A 25,382-nucleotide genomic window follows, 5' to 3' on the forward strand; every position below is an offset into this window, starting at 1 on the left:
TAGCTTTTTACTAATTAAACTTTAATCGCAAAGAAATACCGTAATAAAACCTGGGTATATAACTGCTTTCGAATAAACTAAGCTTAGTATCGGACCAGGTAGAACGTACCCGGCTCATATTGTTTAAAAAATTGATGGCATTAAATGATATAGATGCCAGTTCTCCTATTTCTTTAGTGATGCTAATATTGGCACTGTAATAGAACGACGTTCTATTAGGATTGAAATAGTAATTGGTGTTAGTCTTAATTACCATTTTTGCCAGTTCATTATATAATGTCGGATCGTTATCCTTCGCCCACAAAAACTTTTCGGCAAAAGGAATAGGTGTATTCATGTCATCCAGACTGATATAATACAGTGGATACACTCCAACAAAACGATCTCTTCCGTAGATATCAGTAAGCGTTTGTGAAGGCATATAAGCATCTCTACTATCCAATACAAACCCGCGACCTATATTTCCATATTCGCTCAGGTTTTGCGAGTAATTGTGCAAAGAACCTTCCAATCTTGCTGTAAGCACCATGCGTAAGGATGGAATATGTGTTATGGTAGTTACATTAAGGTCTGCCTGTCTTTTTTTCTCTCCATTGGCTGATGATGCCCCTCCCACGAAAATGCCAATGTATTTGTACGGATTACCATCGGCCATATTTTGGGTAGTATTGGGCATATACATGCGCAATGTTTCATCGATATGCTTATAAGTGTAATAAGCTCCGTCTAATCTTAACGAAGTACGCAAGGATTTTATTTGCTTGAAATCGGCAATAAAGCTGATACTTTTCCTATCTACCGGATATCGGTTATTAAAAGGCATTGGATTGCTGTAGAACCGAGTAAACTCTCTATACGTCAGTGTTTCCGAAGGTAATGTACCGGTTCTATCTTTCACTGTTACAATACCGGTATACTTATCCACCGCATAAATCCTGTTGGCAATAGGAATGCTAGAATTTTCCAAATCGGACTGGTCTGTAAACTTATAGGTAAATGGTGTATAAATACCCACACTTTCGAATGTGTTTTTGGTTCTTCCTTGAGATGCCACAATAGTCAATGCCACACCTGCAATTTTCATCTCCACAGCAAGCTCACTTTGTACTGTGTACTGCCATTTTAAATCAGGATTAAATAACCTTGTATATGGCACGGTATAATAAGCGTAAAAGGTCTCCCCTTCCGAAGTGGTACCTGGAGCAAAAGTCAGTATATCTCTATATCCTGGCACCTTATATAAAACATTGAACGAAGGCAGTTTTACCGATCTTCCCCATCCTGCACGAATACTCAAGTCGCTCACGGTTTTAGGCTGACGCTCCCAAAAAGTATAACGTAGGTTGGTGCGTGGCGACAGACTGCTCACAGTACCATACTCGGATCCTTTTACACTGGTAAAATCGGAACGCATACCTACTACCCATTGAAGATAAGCATGAGTGCCTGTTTTTATTTTTACTCTGTCTTCCGCATAAAAAGCGTAGTTATTAATAGCCGGCTCTTCATCATATCGATACTCTCTCCAGGTAGGAGCATAACGCATGTCGGCATAGTAATTACCTTTACCAAAATTTTTACTGCCCCGGTATTCACCACCAATCATCAGATTATTGGTAATGTTTTTAACGCGCTTTGCCCAATTAGCTTTAAGCACGGCGGAATAGTTCAGTGCCTTATTATCATCATAACTTATTTCATACCAATATCCCGGTGGAATCAGCAATATGTCTGCATTCGGGTTTTGGTCATAAGTCTGCCCTACGTGGTATCCTTCTTCCTTTGTTCGGATAGACACTTGTGATGAGGAAGCAGATTTATTCTGACTGGTTTCGGATAATTTGTTATTATAGTTTACTCCTACTGTTGCCTCCAGATTGGTGATCCATTTTTTATTCAATAACCATTTTCCCGAAATGTGGGTACGTAGCACATTATCCTTCGATTTAGAATAGGTATTTACAAATTTATCCGGATCGGCTTCGGTACTCATGCCCCCAAAACCTCCCGAGAATCCTACATTCAGCAATAAAGGTTTTCGGGCTTTATTAAAAGTGTTGGAATAATTAAGCGTCAAACTGTTCCTGTCGTAGGAGGTATATGGAGAAGCAATATTGGAAACCGATTTGGTATATTCCCAACTGGCATTTAACACGCCTCCTTTTTTACCAATGCTAAAACCTCTGCTAAGACCGATCTGCTTAGTATTGGGTTTGGAAGACATATCCAGTGTAAGCGGTGTAACACCTTTACGGGTATGGATTCTTACCATACCATTAGCCACGTCGCCATACTCTACGGAGGGCACGCCTGTAATTACCTCAATACTCTCAATATTGGTAGTACTAATATTACGTACATCTACGGCAGTAATACCCGGTAGCGCATTGGGTGATAAACGAACGCCATCTACCTCCACCCCGACACCAAAAGCCGGATTACCACTCTCGCTAAAACGACCATTCACATAAAGATTCTGAGGTCCTGAAGTAAGCGTAAGATCCCGGTTGGTTTTTCCTCCGGGTAGTAAGCTCATAGCATCTTGCACGCTCAACATTTGCAGTTGATCCAGTGCTTTACGGTCGATGGAATAGGTGGTTCCGTTTGCCTCATCACTTTGGATAGTAGCCGTAACCACTACATTCTCCAATGCCAGATCATCTTTGATCATGAAGAAAACCGTATCTACCGCTTCCCTCATGATGATTTCAGAGGAGAGTTTGACGTAATTGAGGCTGGTAACTTGAACCACTATCTTACCTATGGGAACATTCTCGATGCGAAAGCGTCCCTCCTTATCGGCAATTGCCCACAAATCTGTTTCTGCTATCGTTATCGTGGCTCCGGGAATAGGATGCTGCTTCTGTTTATCCAGCACATATCCAGATAAAACATTTTGCCCTGATACTGCATCACTCCACAAAAAGCATATAGCCAATAACAGAATGGTATGAAAACGAGTTGTAATATTTTCGAGCACTATTTAATTTTTCAACGCGCAAAGTTACCCCGCCACGGTGAGCCGGTATTTACGAAATACGGAAAAATTTCCTCCAAAATATGTAACCCCTATCAAAATCAATACATTATACAAGTTACCTTCCACCATTCACTTCATTAAATCCTTCGTAAATTTGTGCTTTTATCAACGCATAGAGTAATAGAGTAAAAACATTGAAGTGTATGGCAGAAGCCGAAAAATCGGAAAAACTTCGTTTAGATAAATATTTATGGTCCATTCGCCTGTTCAAAACCCGGCGACTGGCCACTGATGCGTGCAATGCTAACAAAGTGAAATATGAGGGAGAACCAGCTAAACCTGGTAAAAACGTACACCTTGGTGATATTTATGAAGTACGTACCGAAGGTCGTAAATGGGTAATTAAGGTTACCGGCCTATTGCACAATCGGTTAAAATATTCCGAAGCCATTAAATATTATGCCGACCTCACGCCTCCCGAAGAAATTGAAAAAGCCAAAGTACAGGCGGCTGCCTTTTTCAGTGGCAAACGCCTAAGCAAAATAGGGCGCCCCACAAAAAAAGACCGCCGAGATTTGGACAATTTTATGGGATGGGAATAGCAAAATTCCTGATGACAGCCCGTTTCCGTTTATCTTCGCAAACGTGACCAACAGGACTTTTGAAGAAGAGTATTGCAAATTTGATATTCCATGCACATCGATATCATTACCGTACAACCTGATTTACTGGCCAGCCCGTTTTCGCACAGCATCATGAAACGTGCGCAGGACAAAGGCCTACTAACGGTTCAGGTACATCACTTACGTAAATGGGCTATTAACGAATATGGGCAAGTAGACGACTATCAGTATGGTGGTGGTGCCGGCATGGTAATGATGTGTGAGCCGCTGGCCAATGCCATTGAAGAACTTTCCACAGAGAGGAAGTTCGATGAAATCATCTACCTCACCCCTGATGGGAAAACATTGAATCAGAAAACCGCCAACATGCTTTCCCTGAAGCAAAACCTATTACTTATTTGTGGCCATTACAAAGGCATTGACGAACGTATTCGGGAAAAATATGTGACGCTGGAAATATCCATCGGAGATTATGTATTGAGTGGTGGAGAACTGGCTGCAGCCGTACTGGTGGATGCCATAGGCAGATTAATACCTGGTGTACTGGGCGATGAAACTTCGGCCCTTACCGATTCTTTTCAGGATAACTTATTAGCCCCTCCTGTATACACCCGTCCAGTAGAATGGAATGGTATGAAAGTGCCTGATGTACTCATGAGTGGCGATCATAAGAAAATCGAAGATTGGCGTTACGAGCAGGCGCTTCAACGTACTAAAGAAAGAAGACCGGATCTTCTAAGAGACCATTAAAAAAGCCACGGACAGACGATGCTCGCACCGATATCCGTGGCTGATACTTTTTTAAATACGGCCTATGATAATTTTCCAACCATCTTGGCAGGATCCACCCATTTATCAAATTCTTCAGCAGTAAGATATCCTAGTTTCACGGCCATCTCCTTAAGGGTAGTTCCTTCTTTATGTGCTTTCTGCGCAATCTCTGCAGCTTTATAGTAACCGATCTTAGTGTTTAAAGCAGTTACGAGCATCAGTGAATTATCCAGATGTTTTTTGATATTGGCTTCGATAGGAGCAATACCTACTGCACATTTATCGTTGAAGGACACGCATCCTTCACCTATCAACTTAGCGCTGTGTAAAAAGTTGTAAATCATCATCGGCTTGAACACATTTAGCTCAAAATGACCGGTGGCACCACCTACATTTATAGCTACATCATTACCCAACACCTGTGCCGCAATCATTGTTAACGCCTCACATTGAGTGGGATTCACTTTCCCCGGCATAATAGAAGAGCCGGGTTCATTGTCGGGAATAAAGATTTCCCCAATACCACTGCGCGGACCACTAGCCAGCATACGAATGTCGTTAGCAATCTTCATTAGGCTTACTGCAACGGTTTTTAGCGCGCCATGTGCTTCTACTATAGCATCGTGAGCAGCCAGAGCTTCAAATTTATTCTCGGCAGTTTTAAACGGCAGTTTGGTAAGTTTAGCAATTTCCGCAGCCACATTTTCAGCATATCCTTCGGGAGTATTGATACCTGTACCAACGGCAGTACCACCCAGCGCCAGCTCACTCAGGTGAGGCAATGTATTTTTAATAGCCTTTAGGCCGTGATCCAGTTGCGATACATAGCCACTCAACTCCTGACCCAGGGTTAAAGGGGTAGCATCCATGAAATGCGTACGACCAATTTTCACCACCTTCATGTACTGCTTACTTTTTTTCTTTAGTGTATTACGCAGTTTCTCAATACCCGGAATGGTCACTTCCACCAGGATTTTATAAGCCGCAATGTGCATGGCCGTAGGAAAAGTATCATTACTGCTTTGACTTTTATTTACATCATCGTTAGGATGCAGTACTTTTTCTTTATCGGTAAGTTTACCACCGTTGAGTACATGCGCACGATTGGCAATCACCTCGTTTACATTCATATTGGACTGGGTACCACTACCGGTTTGCCATACTACCAGCGGGAACTCATTATCCAGCTTACCCTCCAGAATTTCATCACACACCTTGCTGATTAAAAGGTATTTATTCCGGGGAAGGACTTTGGCTTTATAGTTAGTAATAGCAGCTGCTTTCTTTAGATAAGCAAAGGCCCGGATAATTTCTTTAGGCATCAAATTGATGTCTCGAGCTATTTTAAAATTTTCAATTGAACGTTGAGTTTGCGCACCATAATAGGCGTTGACAGGTACTTTCACCTCGCCCATCGTATCTTTTTCTATTCTGAAATCCATATTTTAAAAATTTATTTAAGATGATAACAAAGGTATTGTTTAAGATAATTCATAGTAAATAATTTTATTTATTACCTCCAAAATCATACTGCTCCCTCACTTCATTTTTGCAATATCATTGCAATAATTCCTCCTGAATCTGCAACAATGTTTAAATAATACTGCGCTCCACGTTTGCTACCCGCCTAAACCTTGCGGTAACTTTGCATGTTATAAAAGTAACAGGTTCTAATTATGGAAGACAATAATAAAATACAATGGAAAGTTGAGGGAATGGATTGTGCTACTTGCGCACTGACCATTAATAAATATCTTGATAAAGAAGGTGCCAAAGAAATAAAAGTCAATTTCGCCACAGGAGACGTGAGCTTCTCAATCAACCCTACTCAATCTGTCGAGCACATTTCCAAAGGGCTGGAAGATCTGGGATACAAGGTTGTGAATGAAGCCGCTCACTCTCACGCCCATGGCCATACAGAAAGCAAAACAGGTTTTCTTAAAAACAATGCTCAGCGTTTCTGGTTCTGTCTACCATTCACATTGGTACTCATGCTGCACATGATCCCAGCAATGCATCATAGCTGGATTATGCAGCCGCATATTCAGTTAATATTGGTATTACCGGTGTACATTGTAGGAATGTCGTTCTTTGGCGTAAGCGCATGGAAGAGTATTAGAAACGGCATGCCTAATATGAATGTGCTTATCGCATTGGGTGCTACCGCTGCATTCGTGTACAGCCTGTACGGACTAATCACAGGACAACACGAATACATATTCTTCGAAACCACCGCTACCGTCATCACATTAGTTTTTCTCGGAAACTATATCGAAGATAAAACAGTGGAAAATACACAGTCGCAGTTAAAGAAGCTGGCCGAAACACAAGTGGTAATGGCCAATATGATTGCATACGACAACGAACATAACGAGCATATATTCCCTGTCGAGAGTAATACCCTGCGCACGGGAGATTTAATCCTCATTAAATCCGGCGAGCAGGTACCTGCAGATTGTAAAATATTGTGGGGCGAAGCTTATGTAAACGAATCTATCATTACCGGAGAAAGTACTCCGGTAAAAAGAGGTTATAAAGAAAAGCTGATTGGAGGTAGTGTTCTTACTGATGGTACCGTAATAGCCCAGGTTACAGCAGTGGGGGACGCTACAGTACTGTCAGGCATTATTCATATGGTGAAAGAAGCTCAGGGCGAAAAACCTCCGGTACAGCAAATGGCAGATAAGATCAGTGCCGTTTTTATTCCCATTGTTTTGGGCATCGCCGCACTCACATTAATCATCAACTGGATGGTATTAAAAGACTTCACCCCATCACTGATGCGAGCCATTGCCGTGCTGGTGATTGCATGCCCTTGTGCCATGGGATTAGCCACACCGGCTGCTATTGCAGTAGGATTGGGACGTGGTGCACGTAATGGTATCCTATTCAGAAATGCTACCAGCCTCGAAAACTTTAAAAATATTACACAAGTAGTTTTCGATAAGACCGGCACATTAACTACCGGAAATTTTACCATTACCGGTTATCAGGCAATACAAGAGCACATCAGTGAGGATGATTTCAAACGCTTGGTATATTCACTGGAAAAGTATTCTAATCATCCCATTGCCAAAGCTATCGTACAAGCCTGGAAAACGAACAATGAAATACGTTGGCAAAAAGTAGAAGAAATAAAGGGCGAAGGTATGCGCGCTACAGATAAGGAAGGCAATGAATATCAAGCTGGCTCTTATAAAATTGCTGCACATTTCACAAACGATGATGCACATAACATTTATGTATTGAAGAATGGTACTCTCATCGGATATATCGATGTTGCTGATGAGTTACGCCCTGAAGCTAAAGATGTAATCAACTATTTCAAAAGTAAAAACATCAAAACTATTTTATTGAGTGGCGACAAGCAATCCAAAGCAGTACAGATTGGCGCCATATTGGGTATCGATGAAGTGATTGCTGAAAAAACACCGGAGGAAAAACTGCAAATTATAGCCGCCAAGAATGCCGAAACTCCTACTGCTATGGTTGGTGACGGCATCAATGATGCTCCAGCATTGGCTAAAGCTACTATCGGTATTAGCATGAGCGATGCCACACAAATTGCCATGCAAACCGCACAAGTAGTACTGATGAACCATGGTCTGAAAAACCTCCCTATGGCTCTGGGTCTGGGTAAGCACACTTACAAAACTATTGTGGGCAACCTGTTCTGGGCGTTTTCCTATAATATCATTGCAATTCCCATAGCTGCATTCGGATTACTGACGCCTCAAATCGGTGCGCTGGTAATGGCCTTTAGCGATGTGGTATTAGGCATCAACAGCAGTCGCCTATTAGTGAAGAAGGTGGTATAAATACAAGCTATTCTAAGATGCATGTGCTGGTTGCTTCCTTATAATAGCCTGTATCAATAGTACAGAAACAATCAGCAAAACCACAGGAACAATCAGAAAATAAAATGCATTGACACCTCCGATCGATTTAAAAAGCGTGCCGACAATGCGAGAGCCCAAAGTACCACCCAAAGCGGAAAAAATAATGATAAGCCCCGACATAGGTGCATGCAGGCTTTTGGGTAAATGGCTCAACACTGCTGAATTCAGCAATGGGTAGATAGGTGCAATAAATACTCCAATTAAAGGCAACATAAAGCCCGACAAAGGAACCTCTGTAAAGCTACTCAGTACTACCCCCGCCTCATCGCCTCCCTGCAATCGGGGCAGTATGAGAAGCAACAGTGCTATAGCGCATATTGAGCAGGTAATAACAATGATTACCCAGGAAATATGTTTACTCAGCCATCCGGCCAAAAATCTTCCTAGAGCCAATGATAGCGCCAGCAAAGAGGCCATCTGTACACTTAGTTTATCAGAAACCGAAAAAATCTTCTCATTAAAACGCGGCAACCAGGTCATAATCCCCTGCTCAATCATCACAAAGAAAAAAGCAGAAAACAAGAACACCAACACTAGCGTATTCCATATAAGCTTAAGGGAGTTTTTAATATCATCCCTCCAGTTTGCCCCGGCCGTAGGAGCCTCGATTCGAATATTGGACATACTAAGAAACAACAGCGATATCAAAACAAGTGCACTCAATACCAAATACACTTTTAACCAATTGTGTGGCTGGGTTTCGGAATAAAAAATCGGGAAGAGGAAATAGGCAGAAGCTATGCCTACCATAAAAAACCCTTCAATTGAACTTAACAAAGATGAATGCTCTTTGGGATTATCTGATACAATTCCAACAAGGCTGTATACAGAGAGCTTAATCAAAGCAAAACTAACTCCTACTGACATGAACATCATTTTGGCAGCCAGAAAACTATTACCAAAATACATGCCCATACATCCTACCAATACAATCATCAATGCAATCTGCATTGCTCTTTTATAACCCAACCTGGGTAAAAAAGAGGCTACAAAAAATGATACGATAGCGATGGGAAGATCTTTGAAAGCTTCCAGTATGGATGCCTGTTTCTCATCCACACCATACAGTTTAATAGCACGAGCAATTACAATACCCACGCTATTAAGTAAAACAGCAAATACGAAATAGTTTAAATATAGCGATAGCTTTATTTTCCAACGAGACTGCATGATGATTTATTTTATGATGAAAGTTTTTTTATCCAGACCGATGCCTCTCAACTCTAATTTTTTCCAGTGCGACGGTAGCACAGACGGTACCTGACGGATACCGCTTGCAGTAATATCCAATCCTCCGAACCCCATGAGCACTGCCTGCAATACACCTCCTGCTCCGGTAGCGAAATAAGGATTGGCTCCTCCCTTGGTTTCTGCAATTACCCTAAACGGAGGCAATAGATTAGGCAAATACGCATCCTGAAACCAATGAAACGCTTTTTCTCTATTACCAAGCCTTGCATAAAGCAAGGAAAAGATTGCCTGTGTCATGGCCGGTGTTCCTTCATCGGGCACACGGGTTTCATAATATTCCAGATCGCGCTGAATGTCCTCAGCATGTGTAATCATTTTCAAGGGATATGCAAGCAAATTCACATCAGCCTGTTTGATGCCTTCACCTTTATAAGTGGCGTGCTCTTTCGTAACGCCATTTTCAAACCTCAATATAGGAATATTCTCCGCCACATGCAACCAATCTGGGTTAGGAGTAAGTCCTAAGACTTTTGCCGCTTCTGTTGCATATTTCAAATTACAAATGGCTGCAGCATTGGTAAAAGCGTTGTTATCTACATTTTCGGCCCACTCATCCGCAGCTACTACATTTTTGATATCATATTGGCCGGGTCCATTACGTTCTACCCTACTAGACCAGAAATCGGCTGTTGCTGACAAAATGGGCCATCCTTTTTCACGTAACCATTCTTTATCTTGTGTTACACAATAATAGTTCCAAGCGGCAATTCCCACACAAGCCGTGATATGATGTTCAAACGGCCCGCTGAGTGCCCATACAGGAGTTTCCTCTACACCAGTTTCTGCACTTTCCCAAGGATACATGGCCCCTTTGTAACCTTTGCTAAATGCATTGCGCTTGGCGGCTTCCAAACGTTGGAAACGATATTCAATCAGGCTTTTTGCAATTTCGGGATGTAAGACCAAAATTGCCGGATACATCCATAATTCGGTATCCCAAAATACATGGCCGTTATAACCCAGTCCGCTCAATCCCATGGGGGATGGAGAAAACGCACTTCCTTCTCTACAAAAAGAATATAAATGATACATCATGCTATGTACATCCTGCTGACTCTGCGGGTCGCCTTCTATCACAATATCACTTTCCCATAATTTTTCCCAAGCCTTCGTATGAAATTGCACGAGCCTATCTCTACCTTCCAATTTTGCAAAGATGGTAGCGCGTTCAGCTTCATTCAAAGGATCTTCATGATGAGCAGAAGTGATGGAAGAACCGGCAATTGAAAAACTATACGTAGTACCGGCATTTATCATTTTCGAAAACTTCATCAAATGCATATTGTTATCCCACATTTCATGAATGATACGCGGTTCTTGCCCGTGAGGTTCACTAAACAAAAAGGTGTTGCTCGCACACATCAGCAATTTACCTGTGGGGCTGCTTGCAGAAGAAGTTAGCAAACTGATGGTTACATGAGGTCTATCGATTTCATTATAGTAATTCTGCACATCGCGTAATGCATCAGGAGCTTCCATTACACTTGCAGCAGTAATATTGATATTAGTCTTAGCCGCAACTTGTACATCCATCAAAACGGTATAAGGCAAGTGACGCAATGCATAATAAGTGTAAGTAACCGTAGCCTTATTGGCATAAGTAAAAGAAGTTGTAAATGCGGCCCTCTTCATATCCAGCGTTTGTGTAAAGCCTGATATATCCTTTGCTTCGATGCGTTTGCCATCAATTTCTAAATAACTATTCAAAAGGTTAAAACTTCTCAGAAAATTACTTACCCTACCTCTTCCGTATCGATCGTAGGCTCCTGCCAGTACCACCTCTTTTACTTTAAAGGGCACTGCTGATGATACAATACCGATCATACCATTAGCCACCGTCACACCATAGTAGGAAGCAGGATTGATTTGCGTGGCGGTAATCTTCCACGGGTCTTGAGCCTGCAGGGCAGTTAAGCCAATACATGCACAACAGATTAAAACAAATCGTTTCATACTACACGGGTTTGTCAGAGTAAAAAAAGCCACTCTTGCAAGTGGCTTTTTTATACGAAAAGTATTGCCTATTGCTCGTTGTATCCGGGGTTTTGTGTTAAGTTAGGATTCACAGCTATTTGCTGGCTAGGAATCGGATATACCAATGTTTTAGGATCCGGATCGGCTGGTTTTTCTTGCCATGCCTGAAGGAATTTTCCAAAGCGAATCAGATCCTGTCTCCTCCATCCTTCCCAATAAAGCTCTCTAGCTCTTTCATCCAGAAGTTCATCCAAAGTCAGGGAAGATAATGCAGGAACGCCACGATTCACTCTAATAGAGTTAACCAAAGCCAGCGGTGTTGTGGAAGCACCGGTACCACCTCTTAAAATTGCTTCAGCATACATCAACAATACATCCGAATAGCGAAATACAACCCAGTCGTTATTTCTTTGACCTGTGACACTATAATCAAAAGCATACTTTATTGGACGAATTCCGGCTGTTTCAATTGTAGCACCGGATGTACGAATGGTTACTTCTCTGGTAAATACCAATGGAGTATTGGCTGGATTACGCGCCATCAAAGGCTGATTGGTAACATAGCTGTATTGCTGCCCCACCAGAAATCCTACATTCTGACGATGATATCCCTTAGTTCTGTTAGATGTAGTATCGGCGGGATAATCATAGTAGATGCCCCTTCTTTCGTCGGATGCAGAGAACTTATCGTAGTAATCTGATAAAGTACACCAACCGTTCCATCCTCCTGGCAGCATATTGTAGTGCGCAATTGTATTCCAAGTTCTGTCGATATTTCCTCCTCTTTCGCCGTTTTTATTCAGCAGTGTATAAATGTTTTCGGTGGATTTCACATCATTATCCGGAGCGAAGTTGTCAAAATATTTACCAGGAGCCGATACCGAGTATAAACCAGAACCCATAATCTCTTCCGCCAAAGAGATGACCTTATTCATATCAGCCGCATCAAAAGTAGGTGACTGACGATTGAGGAATGTGCCCTTATTCAGGTAAATCTTCATCAGCAGTGTTCTTGCTGCATTTTTATTAGCAACATAAGCTCCGGTAGGGCCGTTATTAGGCAAATCGCCCATAATACCATTCAGCTCATTAATCAGGTAGTCTATTGCCTCTTGAGGCTGAAGAACAGAGGGAGGAGTTCTGAAGTCTTCCAATGCATCGCCTTCGCGCAATACTGCCACGCCAAATAAATCCAGCATATCAAACATAGCAATAGCCCTGATGAATCTGGCCTCTGCAGCTTGCTGCGCGCTAGGATTATAACGTAGTACGTTTGTAGCGTTATAAATAGCACTACCCAAATTCACAAAAGTGTTATTCATGTATCCATTATCGGGATTCCAAGTGTGCAGGTGAATAGAACGGTGCATACCATTATCGTCCCAGTCACCGCCGCGTGTGGGCGCCATCGCTGCATCGGTAGAAATTTCCTGTAACACCCAGCGTTGATCATGTTGATAGGGAGTATTGAGCGAAGTATAAGCGGTTACTAACAAGCCTGCAGGATCCACATTGTTAGAAGTACCTTCCTGCAACTCACTTCTAAACTCCTCTTCCAGCTTAGTACAGGCAGTAAAACCTGCTGACAGAGCGCCTATTGCAAATATGTATGTTAAGATTCTTGATTTCATGTCGTTAAAATTTATAAAGAGAAATTAATACCTAATAATATAGTTCTTGCAGGTGGATAAGGCAGGTATTCGATACCCAGAGAAGGAATACCGTTGCTAGAACCATCGGTATTAACCTCTGGATCAAATCCTGTATATTTTGTAAGAATGAAAAGGTTCTGACCTGTAAGAGATATATTGAGGTTTTTAATGGTTTTTCCGATATCACCTACTTTATAGCTCAAAGTAGCATTCGCCATTTTCATGTAGTTACCTTTTTCAAGATAACGTGTAGAAGGCGATGCTGAGTTAGAGGTAGATTCTTTAACCGATTTATCAAAGAATTTAGAACCGATATTTCTTAAAGAAAGGTTACTTAATCCCAGTGTAGTAGCTGCAGTGTTGTTAAACAAGTAATGTCCCATAGCGCCGTTCATGTTGGCACTGAGTGTAAACTTCTTGTAAGAAACATTGGTAGAAATACCCAATAGTGTTTTGGGGTTAGGACTGTTTACATAGAATTTATTAATAGCCGGGTCGTTCTCTGTACTGATACTTCCATCCAAACCACGATACATACTCATGCCGGTGGTAGGATCGATACCTTCATAGATGGCCAGATACCATACATTCAGGGGCTGTCCGTTCACCATTCTCTGTCCCAGTACACCTGAGAAGCCCTGACCTCTTAAAGCACCAGTTTCATAATATCCCAACAAGCCGCTTACACTATTTTTCAGGAAAGTAACATTTCCGGTAACATCCCAGGTCCAGTTGCTGTTTCTGATTACAGTTCCGGTTAATGCTATTTCAACACCTTTGTTCACTACTTCTCCATCTAGGTTCACCCAAATACGTCCTGCAGGTGCAGGCTGTGCAAGGGTTTGCTCAAACAGTGCATCTGTAGTTTTCTTATTAAAAAAGTCAATAGAACCATACAAACGATTATTGAAAAAGGCAAAGTCTAGACCGGCGTTCAGTGTAATAGAAGTTTCCCATTTCAGGTCAGGATTACCATAGTTGGCTTGGCTGATACTTTGTGTTCCAAACACGAATCTATCCAGCGATGCACCGGAAGGAAACTCTTGGTTACCGGTTTTACCCCAGCCTAATCTTAGTTTCAGCTGATTTACACCTCTGCTCTCTTGCAAGAAAGATTCTTCATGAATATTCCATGCTAGAGCTAACGAAGGGAAGATGGCATACTTATTATTAGCACCAAACTTAGTAGAACCATCCCTTCTTACAGTTGCAGTAAGCAAGTAACGATTTAGGTAGTTAAATCCGCCACGAATAAATAGCGACTGCAACTGATTGGTAGGGCTTCTATAAGATGTAACCTCTCTGGTGTTGATGGCAGAATAGTTCATGTAATCATAGTAGTCTAACCCCAGATATCTGAATCCACCACCAAACATGAGATTGTTATTATAATTGTAATCCAGATATTCATAACCCGCAACAGCATTGATATGCCAATCGGGAGAAACCTGCTTGTTGTAAGATAAGGTATGTGTTACCTGCTGGTTGGTTTCGGCACTATTGGAGATAAATGCCTGCTCATTGTTATCTGCACTCGGGTCGATGATACCGGCTCTATACATACCTTCACGAGAACCGCTTTGTCTCATTACACTATAAATAAAACGATATTCCAGATCATCGGTGATTTTATAATAAGGCGACAGATTAATCACTGCGGTATTCGTTACAGAGCGGTCTTTATAAGCTTCAATACTTGCTAGCGGGTTACGTGTATTGGTATTAATGTATGTAAGATTACCGGCAGCATCTCTGAGAGGACGTGTAGGATTCCATTGCAGCGCCTGTGAAATAACATTTCCCTCTGCTCCTACGCCCACGTCTATAGGAGCGTACTTGTTATTGATTTGTGTATAGAATAAAGAAAAGTCAAGTCCCAGTCTTCTATTCTCCAGGAAACGGAAGTTTCCAGTAAAGTTGGTAGTATACTTTTTAAGTTCTGAACCAATAACAATACCTTTTTGGTCCATAAAACCTCCTGATACTCGATATTTCCCGTGTTTAGTACCACCTGATACATCGGCATAATAGTTTTGTGTACCAGCTGTGCGGGTAATAGCATCAAATGCATCAACATCACTTCCAAAATCCGCATCTGCAGCTTCGCTTGGTGTGTAATATTGTAAGGCTTCTCTGAATTGTGCTGCACTTAATACTTTTGGTTTTTCTCTAAGATTGGATAAACCTACAGAAGCCCCTACCGAGATTACAGGTTCCCCGGCTTTTCCTTTTTTAGTTGTGATCAGCACTACGCCATTGGCACCACGCGAACCATAGATCGCAGTTGCAGAGGCATCTTTCAAAATATCCATACTGGCAATATCGCCGGGATTAAGGTACGTAAGCGGATTACCTCTGTCGGAAGTAAAACCACCGCGTCCTGCCGGAACCGGTGAGTTTCCTGACATAGGTACACCATCCAGCACAAACAGAGGATTGTTACTTGCTCTAATAGAAGAGTTACCACGAATACGAACCGTTACGGAACCACCCGGCTGTCCGGTATTATTAATAATCATCACACCGGGCGTTTTACCCTGAATCAGCTGATCGGGGTTGGTAATAACACCTTTGTTAAAATCTTTTTCGCCGATGGTAACCATCGAACCAGTAAGGTCTCTTTTTCTGGCAGTACCATACCCGATTACCACAACCTCATCAATGGTACGTGCCGTTGTCAATAATACGAAGTCAACGGTCTGTGTTTCATTTTCACCTACGGTTACAGTACGTTCTGCCGAGTCATAACCTACAAATGAAACTGACAATTTATAAGTACCAGGGGCTAATCCTGTAATAGTATATTTTCCGTCAGCGTCTACCATCACATTTGTGCCTTTCTCCTCCACTGAAACAGTAGCACCAGGCAGATTTTCTCCTTTGTCGTTCATCACTGTTCCAGTAATGGAGCCATTCTGCGCATAGGCATGACTGAATGAAAAAATGACAAGCAACAGCAAAAGCATTTTCAGCTTCGCGGCCTGCTTTGTTAGAAAAGCAGTTTTTTCCATAATCGTTGATTTTTAGGTTAAAAAAATTGTTTTTTATCTCGTGCTCAGTTATGTGTAATTACAGTGTTTTCCATATCGGCAACGGCCATACCTAAATACACGCCATTGGTCCATCCAAAACCATCCTGATTCAGATATTCACCTCCGGCATCTAACACTACCGGAAGTCCGCTGACGGGATATTTTTCCATAAGTTTTCCTGTACGCTCATACCCTGCCTCCAGGGTATCCATCCAACTTTTTTTAATAGCATAGGCAAGCTTTTTATCATCATAGTTTAAAGCACTTTTATAACCGATCCATTGCAAAGGAGCCCAACCGTTAGAAGCATCCCACTGCTGATCGCTATTCACCATCGTAGTTTGCAGACCGCCGGTGTTTAACATTTTTTCACTTACAAAACTTAATACTCTCTTTGCACGATCTGGCTTACTTATTCTTACAAAGAGTGGAAATAACATCGCAAGTGTGAAAGCATTAGTATTTTTTTTCTTCTTAAAGTTGAAATCTCGATACACACCTAGCTCATCATCCCACATAAACTTATTGATGGCTTCGATGCGCATGGTGACGACATTTTGCAATCGATCTGCCTTTTCAGTATCGGCTATATACTCATAGGCTTCTAAAAGTGTCTTTTCAAGCAGTAATACCATACAGTTCAGATCCACAGGAATAATATCGGTTGTGCAAATCGTTCGAACATCCTTTTCATCTTCAAACCAACGGCTCGAAAAATCCCAACCCGATTCGCAGGCTGCTCTGATATGACGATAGAATCCTTCTTTATGAGTATCGAGCTTGACATCAAAAGCATAGCCTTCAGGACGTGGCGCATCTTCATCATCCCAGTAACGATTTAAAATCGTGCCATCTTCCATACGCACCACACGCTTGTAATGATAATCTTTCGGATTTAAATGTTCCGCACCATGCATCCAGAAAGCATACTCCTTTTCCAAAGCAGGCAGATACTTACCCAAAACTTCCTCACCTTTTAATCCTTGCAGCAGTTTTATCATTGCTGCATAAAAAGGAATCTGGGAACGGGTTAAATAATAATTCCTTGTAGCGTTGGGAATAAACCCTACCGTATTAATCAAATAGGTGAAGTTTTCGACCATGTACTCTACAAGGTCTATACGATTACTCACGGCAAGACCCAACATCGTAAAATAACTGTCCCAGTAATACATTTCATCAAAACGGCCACCCGGTGCCACATAAGGATATGGCAATCCCAACAGCGATCCTCTGGGAACAGTATTAACGCGGGTCAGCACATCCCATAAACCGATAATATGCTCACGGATAGATTTCTTTATCTGTACTTCTATGGTACGAGGTTGATATCGGGGAATTTCAAAGTGCTCGTAAATAAAAGCCTTAAGATCAAAACCCGGCTTCTGCACCTCTTCGCGATACCGGGCCTCAATGATTTTGGTATCCATCAATGGCAGAGCATCGGCAAAAGTTTTCTGATCTTCAAAAAGGTGCTCTAACTGTACGCGCTTAAACAGATCCCTTTTATAAAATCCAATATCGGTAGTGTTAATAATCATAGAGCAAGCCGATTAAGAATATGGTAAGCAACATCCAACTCTCCCCGCAAATTTCATGATCACTAGGGTTACTAAATAGAACTCTATTCATAATTACTTATACTTTATTAATCACTTTTTTTAATATTTTTAACATAATTATGAAAATTGAGTACGAAATAGTTCGGGCTGACCCTGGCAGCTCTTTTCGCATTATCCATCATAAGAGAGTTCGGAAAACGGATTTTATCTGGCAATACCATTATCATCCGGAGTACGAAATTGTATATGTGCCATATGGAAACGGGACACGTCATGTAGGAAATCACTTAAGCAATTATCTCAACGGAGATCTCGTACTCATTGGAAGCAATTTGCCCCATTCGGGATTCGGTATTAACAGTAGCGGCTTTCACGAGGAAATTGTAGTGCAGGTACATAAAGAAGTGCTCCCCCTACATCTTACCGAATCGGGACCATTGGAACAGCTCCTGACCAAATCCCAATACGGGCTTTCCTTTTACGGCAATACCAAACAACAGGCAGGAGAAAAACTGATGGCCATTGTTGACCAACCGCCGTTTCAGCGCTATCTTACTATGCTGGAAGTATTTCATATTTTATCCACCTCCGATGAATATCATATTTTAAACACATCGATTGTATCTCCCACTCTTTTGACCAAACATAAAAGTCGACTGCAAAAAGTATTCACCTATGTAGAACAGCATTATCATAATGAAATCGATATTAAAACGGTGGCTGCACTGGTGGGATTATCAGTGCCATCGTTTTGTAATTTCTTCAAAAAAGCAACCAACATTACTTTTTCCGAATTTGTGAATCAGTACCGCATTCAAAGAGCCTGTATACTATTGCATCAGGATAAAAGCATTGCAGAGGTGTGCTTTGAATGCGGCTTCAATCATGTCACTTATTTCAATAAGTTGTTTAAGAAAATCATGAATCTAACCCCATCGGAGTTTAAAAAGAATATGGAACCCGTAACCTGATGGGATCTATATAATTACTATATAAAAATTTAACCTGTAGGTTGATTGAAAAATACTATTTTAGAAGCGGCGTTAAAGCCATTTATGAGCATACAAGCACTGGAAACCTTAAAAGAATATTTTGGCTTCAGCAGTTTCAGGCCTATGCAGCAGGAAGTTGTTGAAGCTGCATTGGCAGGCCATGATGTGCTAGCGCTTATGCCCACCGGTGGCGGAAAGTCCATCTGTTATCAGGTTCCCGCTCTCTGCAAAGACGGGCTGTGTCTAGTTATCTCCCCGCTCATTGCTTTAATGAATGACCAGATACAGCATCTGCGAAAAAAAAGTATTACTGCATTTGCCATACACTCGGGCATGCGGCGCAAGGATATCATCCAAGTTTTAGAAACAGCAGCACGCAGCAATTGTAAATTCCTATATGTATCGCCCGAACGCCTAGAAACAGTATTATTCAAGGAATATCTCCCAGCGCTGCATGTAAACTTTATTGCTGTGGATGAAGCGCATTGTATCTCACAATGGGGCTACGATTTTAGACCTCCCTACTTACGCATCGCTCAACTGCGAGAAGAGCTACCCGATGTACCCGTTATTGCACTTACAGCATCTGCCACACCATTGGTGCAGCAAGACATTTGTGAAAAACTTTCTTTAGGTTCAGATAACCGATTTAAAATTTTCCAGCAATCATTTGAGAGGCCGAACCTCTCCTATAGTGTTTTCAAGATCGAATCAAAAATAAATAAGATTGTATCGATACTGAACCGCGTACAAGGTGCAGCCATCATTTATTGCAAGAGCCGTAAACGCACCAAAGAAATTGCCGAATTACTGCAGGCACAAGGGTTTGCTGCTGATTTCTATCATGCCGGGCTGAGTACTGAGGAAAGAAACACAAAGCAACAACAGTGGATTGAGAACAAAATCCGCATCATAGTTTGTACCAATGCATTTGGTATGGGTATTGATAAACCCGATGTACGCGTTGTTATTCATGCCGATGTACCGGACTGCTTAGAAAACTATTATCAAGAAGCCGGACGTGCGGGACGTGACGGGCAACGTGCTTATGCAGTATTACTCTATAACGATAATGAACTGGAAGATCTGAAACAACTTCCCGAAATTAGATATCCTTCTCCGGAAACTATCCGAACCGTATATAGTAGTGTCGTTAATTATCTTCAGTTACCTGAGGGAGAAGCCCCGGGTGAAAGCTATGATTTCATCTTAAAAGATTTTGTAAAAAAATTCGGACTCGACGTGCAAACCACTATTTACGGATTAAAAGCCTTGGAGCAGGATGGATGGCTGAGTTTTAATGAACAGGTATTTAGTGCTGCTACAGTGTGCTTCAGTAGTTACAAAGATGATTTGTACCATTATGAAAACAACCATCCTGAGTTCGAACCACTTATTAAAACATTATTACGCACCTATGAAGGTATCTACGATTATCCTGTGCCTATATCCGAAAATTATCTGGCCTATTTGTTACGTTGCGATACAACCACAGTAAAGGAGCAACTGCTACGGCTCCACCGCGACAGAATTATTGTGTACGAACCTCAAAAGGAAGACCCTCAGGTGACGCTAACACGTACACGCATTAAAACTTCTCTACTGGAGATTAATCTGAAAAAACATAAAGAAAGAAAAACTCTCTTTACAGAGAGAATTCATAAAATTCTCGAATACATCCACGAAACGGTCAATTGCCGTAGTAAAATTATCGGCAATTACTTTGGTGATCACAAAATCAGCGAATGCGGTATATGTGACAACTGTCTTAGAAAGAGAAAAACTTTAGTTTCACAGGATCTATTTGAAAAGATTACTGTCTTACTGAGCACATATACCCGGCCCGTAATAGTTGACGAACTATTTGAAACCCTTCGGGATTATAACAAAGAACACATTTGGACCGTCATTGATTTTCTGGTGGATGAAGGCAAAATTCATTTAACGAGCGACGGGAGTATTTCTTTGGTGAAATAGATTTTTTTGTAAAAAAACATTCGGGTTTATTACAAAAAATCACTCCTTTTCATTACATTTAGCGCAATCGCGAACAAACGGCTATTTCCATGCTATACAGTATTCTGACCGGATTTATTACATCTATACTATTAGTTCCTTTAGGTAGATTACTGAAAGGAAGATGGAGTATTTTACTACCATTTATTCCCCTTGCACTATTTATATATTATCTACAATTTCTGCCCGGCATATCAGGAGGTAATACATTGTACCAATCCGTAAGCTGGGTACCTTCTCTCGGGGTTGATTTGGATTTCAGACTGGATGGGCTTTCCTATTTATTTGCACTTTTAGTCACGGGCATTGGTACGGGTATTTTTTTCTACGCTAGAACCTATCTTAAAGGGCATGTCTACTTTGACCGGTTCTTTGGCTACTTGTTCCTGTTCATGTCAGCCATGTTGGGATTGGTACTTGCAGACAATGCGCTGTTACTGTTCATATTCTGGGAGCTCACCAGCATTAGTTCGTTTTTTCTGATTGGATTTAACAACGATCAGGTTTCTTCCCGCAAAAGCGCCCTCACCGCATTAAGTATTACCGGGCTAGGAGGTTTCTTTCTATTGGCAGGGTTATTACTGTTAGGCAATATCGCAGGCACTTATTCTATTTCTGAACTGGTGCAATCGCGCGATATCATTGTTCACCATTCGTCCTATCCCCTTGCATTAGGACTCATCCTGATGGGCGCCTTTACTAAGTCGGCACAATTCCCCTTTCATTTTTGGCTCCCGGATGCCATGAAAGCACCTACACCTGTTTCAGCATATCTACACTCAGCCACTATGGTGAAGGCAGGTATTTATCTGCTAGCCCGATTCAATCCTATACTGGGCAATACGGATCTGTGGAGCAATACATTAATGATTGTAGGGGGTATCACCATGCTGTACGCAGCGTTTCATTCATTATTACGTACCGACCTAAAAAGTATTCTTGCATATTCTACTATTTCGGCTTTAGGTATACTCACCTTCCTGATAGGAAACGGAACACAGCAGGCCATCATTGCAGCCAGTGTGTTCATTTTGGTACACGCTTTATATAAAGCAACGCTATTTTTAGTAACCGGCATTATCGATCATGAAACCCATACACGCGATATTATCCAGTTATCAGGATTGCGCAAAGTGTTATTGCCCGTAGCTATTGCAGGCATACTGGCAGCATGTTCCAGTGCCGGTATTCCGCTTACAATTGGCTTTATAGGGAAAGATCTTATTTACGAAGCCACCTTGCACTCAGGCCCAGGTGTAGCAATCATCACAACTGTACTAGCTGTAGCCACAAATATATGTCTGGTAGCGGCGGGGTTCATGGCTGGTATCAAACCATTTGCAGGATACCTACCCAATCAATTTGAAAAAATACATCTTCCTCCTATATCAATGTGGATAGCTCCGCTGATACTGGGCGTTCTTAGTGTGATCTTGGGTATTATTCCGGGGACAGCCGGTCATCTTTTTTCAGCACAGGCTGCTAACGCCATTGCCGGGGTGAGTGTTCCCACACATTTAAAAATATGGCACGGCTTTAATCATATATTAGCGCTTAGTGCGGTCACGATCGTGCTGGGTACACTTGTCTATCTTATTAATAAACCCGGTGGTGGTACATCTTTCATCAACAAATTTAAACCTCTGAGTCCGGCATCGCTGATGGATAGATGTGTGGGAGCATTGTTCCGCTTTTCAGAATGGTATACTACAAAATTTCATAATGGGTATCTGCGCTCTTACCATATTAGGATCATTCTTTTTGCAGAAGCCTTGTTAGCTTATAAACTATGGCTGAGCGGACCGGTTGAAATCGACTTCTACTCCCTCACCATGCTTACCATTTATGAAGTAGTCATTATTGGTATTTTGATTGGTGCATTAGCGATGATGCTTGTTACACGCTCCCGACTAACGGCGGTAGTATGCATGAGTGTTATTGGATATTGTATCTGTTTGATGTTTGTGTTTTATAGTGCTCCAGACCTAGCCATGACACAGTTCACCATCGACACACTCACTACCGTACTGTTTGTATTGGTGCTGTATAAGCTGCCCCCGTTTCTCAATCTGGGCACCAAGAAAGAGCGTTATCGCGATATGGCTATCGCTCTGGGATTTGGACTTATTCTCTGTCTCATTGCTCTTCAGGCGCATCACGAGCCTATTGTTACTGCTATCAGTGATTTTTATGGTACCAATGCCTATACTGCAGGTAAAGGTAAAAACGTAGTAAACGTAATTCTGGTAGACTTCAGAGGTATTGATACCCTTTTTGAAACAGTAGTTTTGAGTATTGCGGCAATTGGAGTATATAATCTCTTAAGATTAAGATTAAAACCATCGGAAAAAGAATAAGTATGAGAAGTAACATATTACTTACAGCAACGCGTTATCTGTTGCCTATCTTATTGTTGTTCTCTGTTTTCTTACTTCTACGTGGACATTATTATCCCGGAGGAGGATTCGTGGGAGGACTGGTAGCTTCCATCGCCTTCGTGCTGCATAGTTTTGCTAATGGCACCGATGCTACCATGAAACTGCTGGGAAGAAAACCTTTATCGTTGCTTCCCATAGGATTGGGCATTTCTGGCGCCAGTGTAATTCTTCCCATGTTGTTTGGGCTTCCACCAATGACAGGTATGTGGTTAGATGGGAAATATCCCATTGTGGGCTCATTGGGAACTGCACTATTTTTCGACTTAGGGGTGTATCTGGTTGTAATCGGTGTGGTACTCACCATATTATTCACCATTTCCTTAACCGACGATTAATTATGGAGTTATTATTAATATTAGTAATGGGGCTGTTGTACGCAGGAGGCGTATACTTTATCCTGAGAAGAAGTATGGTAAAACTTTTATTGGGCATTATGCTTCTGGGCACAGCCACCAATATTCTCATCTTTATTGTGGGTGGCATTGTAAAAGCAAAACCTCCCATCATCGATTCGATGAGTGAAGTGCTGGACAAATCCTATGCAGACCCTGTGCCTCAGGCGTTGATTCTTACAGCTATTGTAATCAGCTTCGGTTTGACTGCTTTTGCAATTGTATTGCTAAAAAGAGTATATGCCCTTTTAGAAACGGATGACCTAGATAATTTAAATACACCTGAAGAAGATATATGATTGGAAACTTGTTATTGGCTCCTATATTTATTCATCTGGTAATAGCAGTTCTTCAGCTCACTGCTTGGAGAAAAACTATTACTCAAAGAATACTATCTGCAACCGGAACTTTAGCTGCTTTAATTGCTGCGATATCCCTCTTCTCTTATGTTTATAAAAATGGTACCATTACTGTAAATGCCTCCAATTGGGAAGCCCCTTTTGGAATTGTATTTGTAGCCGATTTATTGGCCTGCACCATGGTACTGCTTACATCTATTGCAGGATTTGCCGTGTCGCTATTTTCTGCAACAGGTCTTAGCCGTCAGCGAATGTTGTACGGATATTTTCCCATTTTCCATTTCCTTCTTATGGGATTAAACGGCGCCTTCTTGACGGGTGATATCTTTAACCTTTATGTATGGTTTGAGGTAATTATTATTTCCTCATTTGTACTAATGACACTAGGGGGGCGTAAAACACAGCTGGAGGGGGCTTTGAAATATATGTCGATGAATATTCTGGCCTCCATGTTTTTCCTTGCCGGCATCGGTATTTTGTACGGAATGACGGGGTCATTAAATATGGCCGACCTGGCTACTAAAATGAGTAACATTCAAAATCCTTCACTGGCGGGTATTACTTCCATCTTTTTCATTCTGGGATTTGGGATTAAATCGGCTGTATTTCCACTTTATTTCTGGCTACCTTCTTCTTATCATACTCCGCCGTCGGCCGTAGCAGCTACTTTTGGAGGGTTACTTACCAAAGTGGGTATTTATGCCATGCTACGCGTGCATAGTCTCATTTTTATTCCGGATAGTTTTACGCAAAAACTGCTAATGGTAATTGCCGTGCTCACCATCGTCACCGGTGCATTCGGCGCTCTTATCAAAACTAATCTACGCAGACTGTTTTCTTATCTTATCGTGTGTCATATCGGTTTTATGATTGGGGGCATATCGATGTTTACAAAGATAGCCCTGATGGGAACCGTGTTTTATCTCATACATGACATTATGGTAAAAACCAATCTCTTCCTTATTGCCGGGGTGATTATGCAGCTGCGGGGAGTAATGACGATGGAAAGATTGGGTGGCCTTTATAAAGAATATCCCAAAATATCATTATTGATAGCGCTAGTATTGTTTTCACTAGTGGGTGTTCCACCGTTATCTGGTTTCTGGCCGAAATTATATTTATTCAAAGAGGCTTTTGCCGAACATCAATTCTTCTATATTGTTGCATTAATCGCAGGCAGCCTCGTTACATTATATGTCATTATAAGATTATGGGCCGAAGTGTTCTGGAAAGATGTACCGGCCGAGTCGGAAATAGATAATAAATTCGAATCTTCATCGTTTCTCAGAAAACTATTGTTGATTCTACCGGTGGGTATACTAGCATGTGTAACACTGTATATCGGCTTAAATGCTGAAGTAATAGCTCAAGTCGCAGATAGAATTGCAGAAGAGTTGGTGAATACCGATTCCTACGTTAAAGCTGTATTTAGAAAATAAAA

The 25,382-nt window shown here is 41.6% G+C and carries 16 protein-coding genes; 9 read left to right on the forward strand and 7 right to left on the reverse strand.

Annotated elements, in window-relative coordinates:
- Nucleotides 1-10 precede the first annotated feature (10 nt).
- Nucleotides 11-2,980, reverse strand: coding sequence for a TonB-dependent receptor (locus V2H41_RS09990; protein WP_330975012.1), 2,970 nt, complete (start codon nucleotides 2,978-2,980; stop codon nucleotides 11-13).
- A 203-nt stretch (nucleotides 2,981-3,183) separates the two neighbouring features.
- Here V2H41_RS09990 and V2H41_RS09995 point away from each other — a divergent pair, with 203 nt between their 5' ends.
- Together V2H41_RS09995 and trmD are read left to right on the forward strand one after the other, a co-directional pair.
- Nucleotides 3,184-3,582: an RNA-binding S4 domain-containing protein gene (locus V2H41_RS09995; RefSeq protein ID WP_330975013.1), complete on the forward strand. Its 399-nt coding sequence runs from the start codon at nucleotides 3,184-3,186 to the stop codon at nucleotides 3,580-3,582.
- A 90-nt stretch (nucleotides 3,583-3,672) separates the two neighbouring features.
- Nucleotides 3,673-4,353 carry a tRNA (guanosine(37)-N1)-methyltransferase TrmD gene (gene trmD / locus V2H41_RS10000; RefSeq protein WP_330975014.1) on the forward strand — a complete coding sequence of 227 codons (681 nt, stop codon included), beginning with the start codon at nucleotides 3,673-3,675 and terminating at the stop codon, nucleotides 4,351-4,353.
- Nucleotides 4,354-4,415: 62 nt separating this feature from the next.
- On the opposite strand, the gene fumC is transcribed toward trmD, so the two are convergent.
- On the reverse strand, nucleotides 4,416-5,816 hold the full coding sequence (gene fumC / locus V2H41_RS10005; protein WP_330975015.1) for a class II fumarate hydratase: 1,401 nt from the start codon (nucleotides 5,814-5,816) through the stop codon (nucleotides 4,416-4,418).
- Between the two features lie 234 nt (nucleotides 5,817-6,050).
- On the opposite strand from fumC, the gene V2H41_RS10010 reads away from it, so the two are divergent.
- Nucleotides 6,051-8,192 carry a heavy metal translocating P-type ATPase gene (locus V2H41_RS10010; protein WP_330975016.1) on the forward strand — a complete coding sequence of 714 codons (2,142 nt, stop codon included), beginning with the start codon at nucleotides 6,051-6,053 and terminating at the stop codon, nucleotides 8,190-8,192.
- A gap of 12 nt (nucleotides 8,193-8,204) precedes the next feature.
- On the opposite strand, the gene V2H41_RS10015 is transcribed toward V2H41_RS10010, so the two are convergent.
- From V2H41_RS10015 to V2H41_RS10035, 5 genes are all read right to left on the reverse strand, one after another.
- Nucleotides 8,205-9,443, reverse strand: coding sequence for an MFS transporter (locus V2H41_RS10015; protein WP_330975017.1), 1,239 nt, complete (start codon nucleotides 9,441-9,443; stop codon nucleotides 8,205-8,207).
- A gap of 6 nt (nucleotides 9,444-9,449) precedes the next feature.
- A complete protein-coding gene (locus tag V2H41_RS10020; protein ID WP_330975018.1) occupies nucleotides 9,450-11,477 on the reverse strand; it encodes a kojibiose hydrolase in 2,028 nt (675 codons plus the stop codon).
- Nucleotides 11,478-11,545: 68 nt separating this feature from the next.
- Entirely contained in the window at nucleotides 11,546-13,129 is a 1,584-nt protein-coding gene (locus tag V2H41_RS10025) for a RagB/SusD family nutrient uptake outer membrane protein (protein WP_330975019.1), read from the reverse strand.
- Nucleotides 13,130-13,140: 11 nt separating this feature from the next.
- On the reverse strand, nucleotides 13,141-16,161 hold the full coding sequence (locus V2H41_RS10030; RefSeq protein ID WP_330975020.1) for a SusC/RagA family TonB-linked outer membrane protein: 3,021 nt from the start codon (nucleotides 16,159-16,161) through the stop codon (nucleotides 13,141-13,143).
- 44 nt (nucleotides 16,162-16,205) lie between these two features.
- Complete coding sequence (locus V2H41_RS10035) at nucleotides 16,206-17,723, reverse strand: trehalase family glycosidase (protein WP_330975021.1); 1,518 nt, start codon at nucleotides 17,721-17,723, stop codon at nucleotides 16,206-16,208.
- Between the two features lie 140 nt (nucleotides 17,724-17,863).
- On the opposite strand from V2H41_RS10035, the gene V2H41_RS10040 reads away from it, so the two are divergent.
- The 6 genes from V2H41_RS10040 to V2H41_RS10065 all read left to right on the forward strand — a co-directional run bounded on the left by V2H41_RS10040 (nucleotide 17,864) and on the right by V2H41_RS10065 (nucleotide 25,380).
- Nucleotides 17,864-18,715, forward strand: a complete 852-nt coding sequence (locus tag V2H41_RS10040) for an AraC family transcriptional regulator (protein WP_330975022.1) — start codon at nucleotides 17,864-17,866, stop codon at nucleotides 18,713-18,715.
- Nucleotides 18,716-18,799: 84 nt separating this feature from the next.
- Complete coding sequence (locus tag V2H41_RS10045; RefSeq protein WP_330975023.1) at nucleotides 18,800-20,713, forward strand: RecQ family ATP-dependent DNA helicase; 1,914 nt, start codon at nucleotides 18,800-18,802, stop codon at nucleotides 20,711-20,713.
- Between the two features lie 89 nt (nucleotides 20,714-20,802).
- The gene (locus tag V2H41_RS10050; protein WP_330975024.1) at nucleotides 20,803-23,109 is read left to right on the forward strand and encodes a putative monovalent cation/H+ antiporter subunit A; all 2,307 of its coding nucleotides are present in this window, start codon (nucleotides 20,803-20,805) and stop codon (nucleotides 23,107-23,109) included.
- 2 nt (nucleotides 23,110-23,111) lie between these two features.
- A complete protein-coding gene (locus V2H41_RS10055) occupies nucleotides 23,112-23,525 on the forward strand; it encodes a Na+/H+ antiporter subunit B (protein WP_330975025.1) in 414 nt (137 codons plus the stop codon).
- A gap of 2 nt (nucleotides 23,526-23,527) precedes the next feature.
- Nucleotides 23,528-23,881, forward strand: a complete 354-nt coding sequence (locus V2H41_RS10060) for a Na+/H+ antiporter subunit C (protein ID WP_330975026.1) — start codon at nucleotides 23,528-23,530, stop codon at nucleotides 23,879-23,881.
- On the forward strand, nucleotides 23,878-25,380 hold the full coding sequence (locus V2H41_RS10065) for a proton-conducting transporter transmembrane domain-containing protein (protein WP_330975027.1): 1,503 nt from the start codon (nucleotides 23,878-23,880) through the stop codon (nucleotides 25,378-25,380). The genes V2H41_RS10060 and V2H41_RS10065 overlap by 4 nt, the downstream gene beginning before the upstream one ends.
- Nucleotides 25,381-25,382 lie beyond the last annotated feature (2 nt).

It is taken from the genome of Niabella digestorum, from assembly GCF_036409055.1.
In the GTDB taxonomy this organism is placed as follows: Bacteria; Bacteroidota; Bacteroidia; order Chitinophagales; family Chitinophagaceae; genus Niabella; species Niabella composti.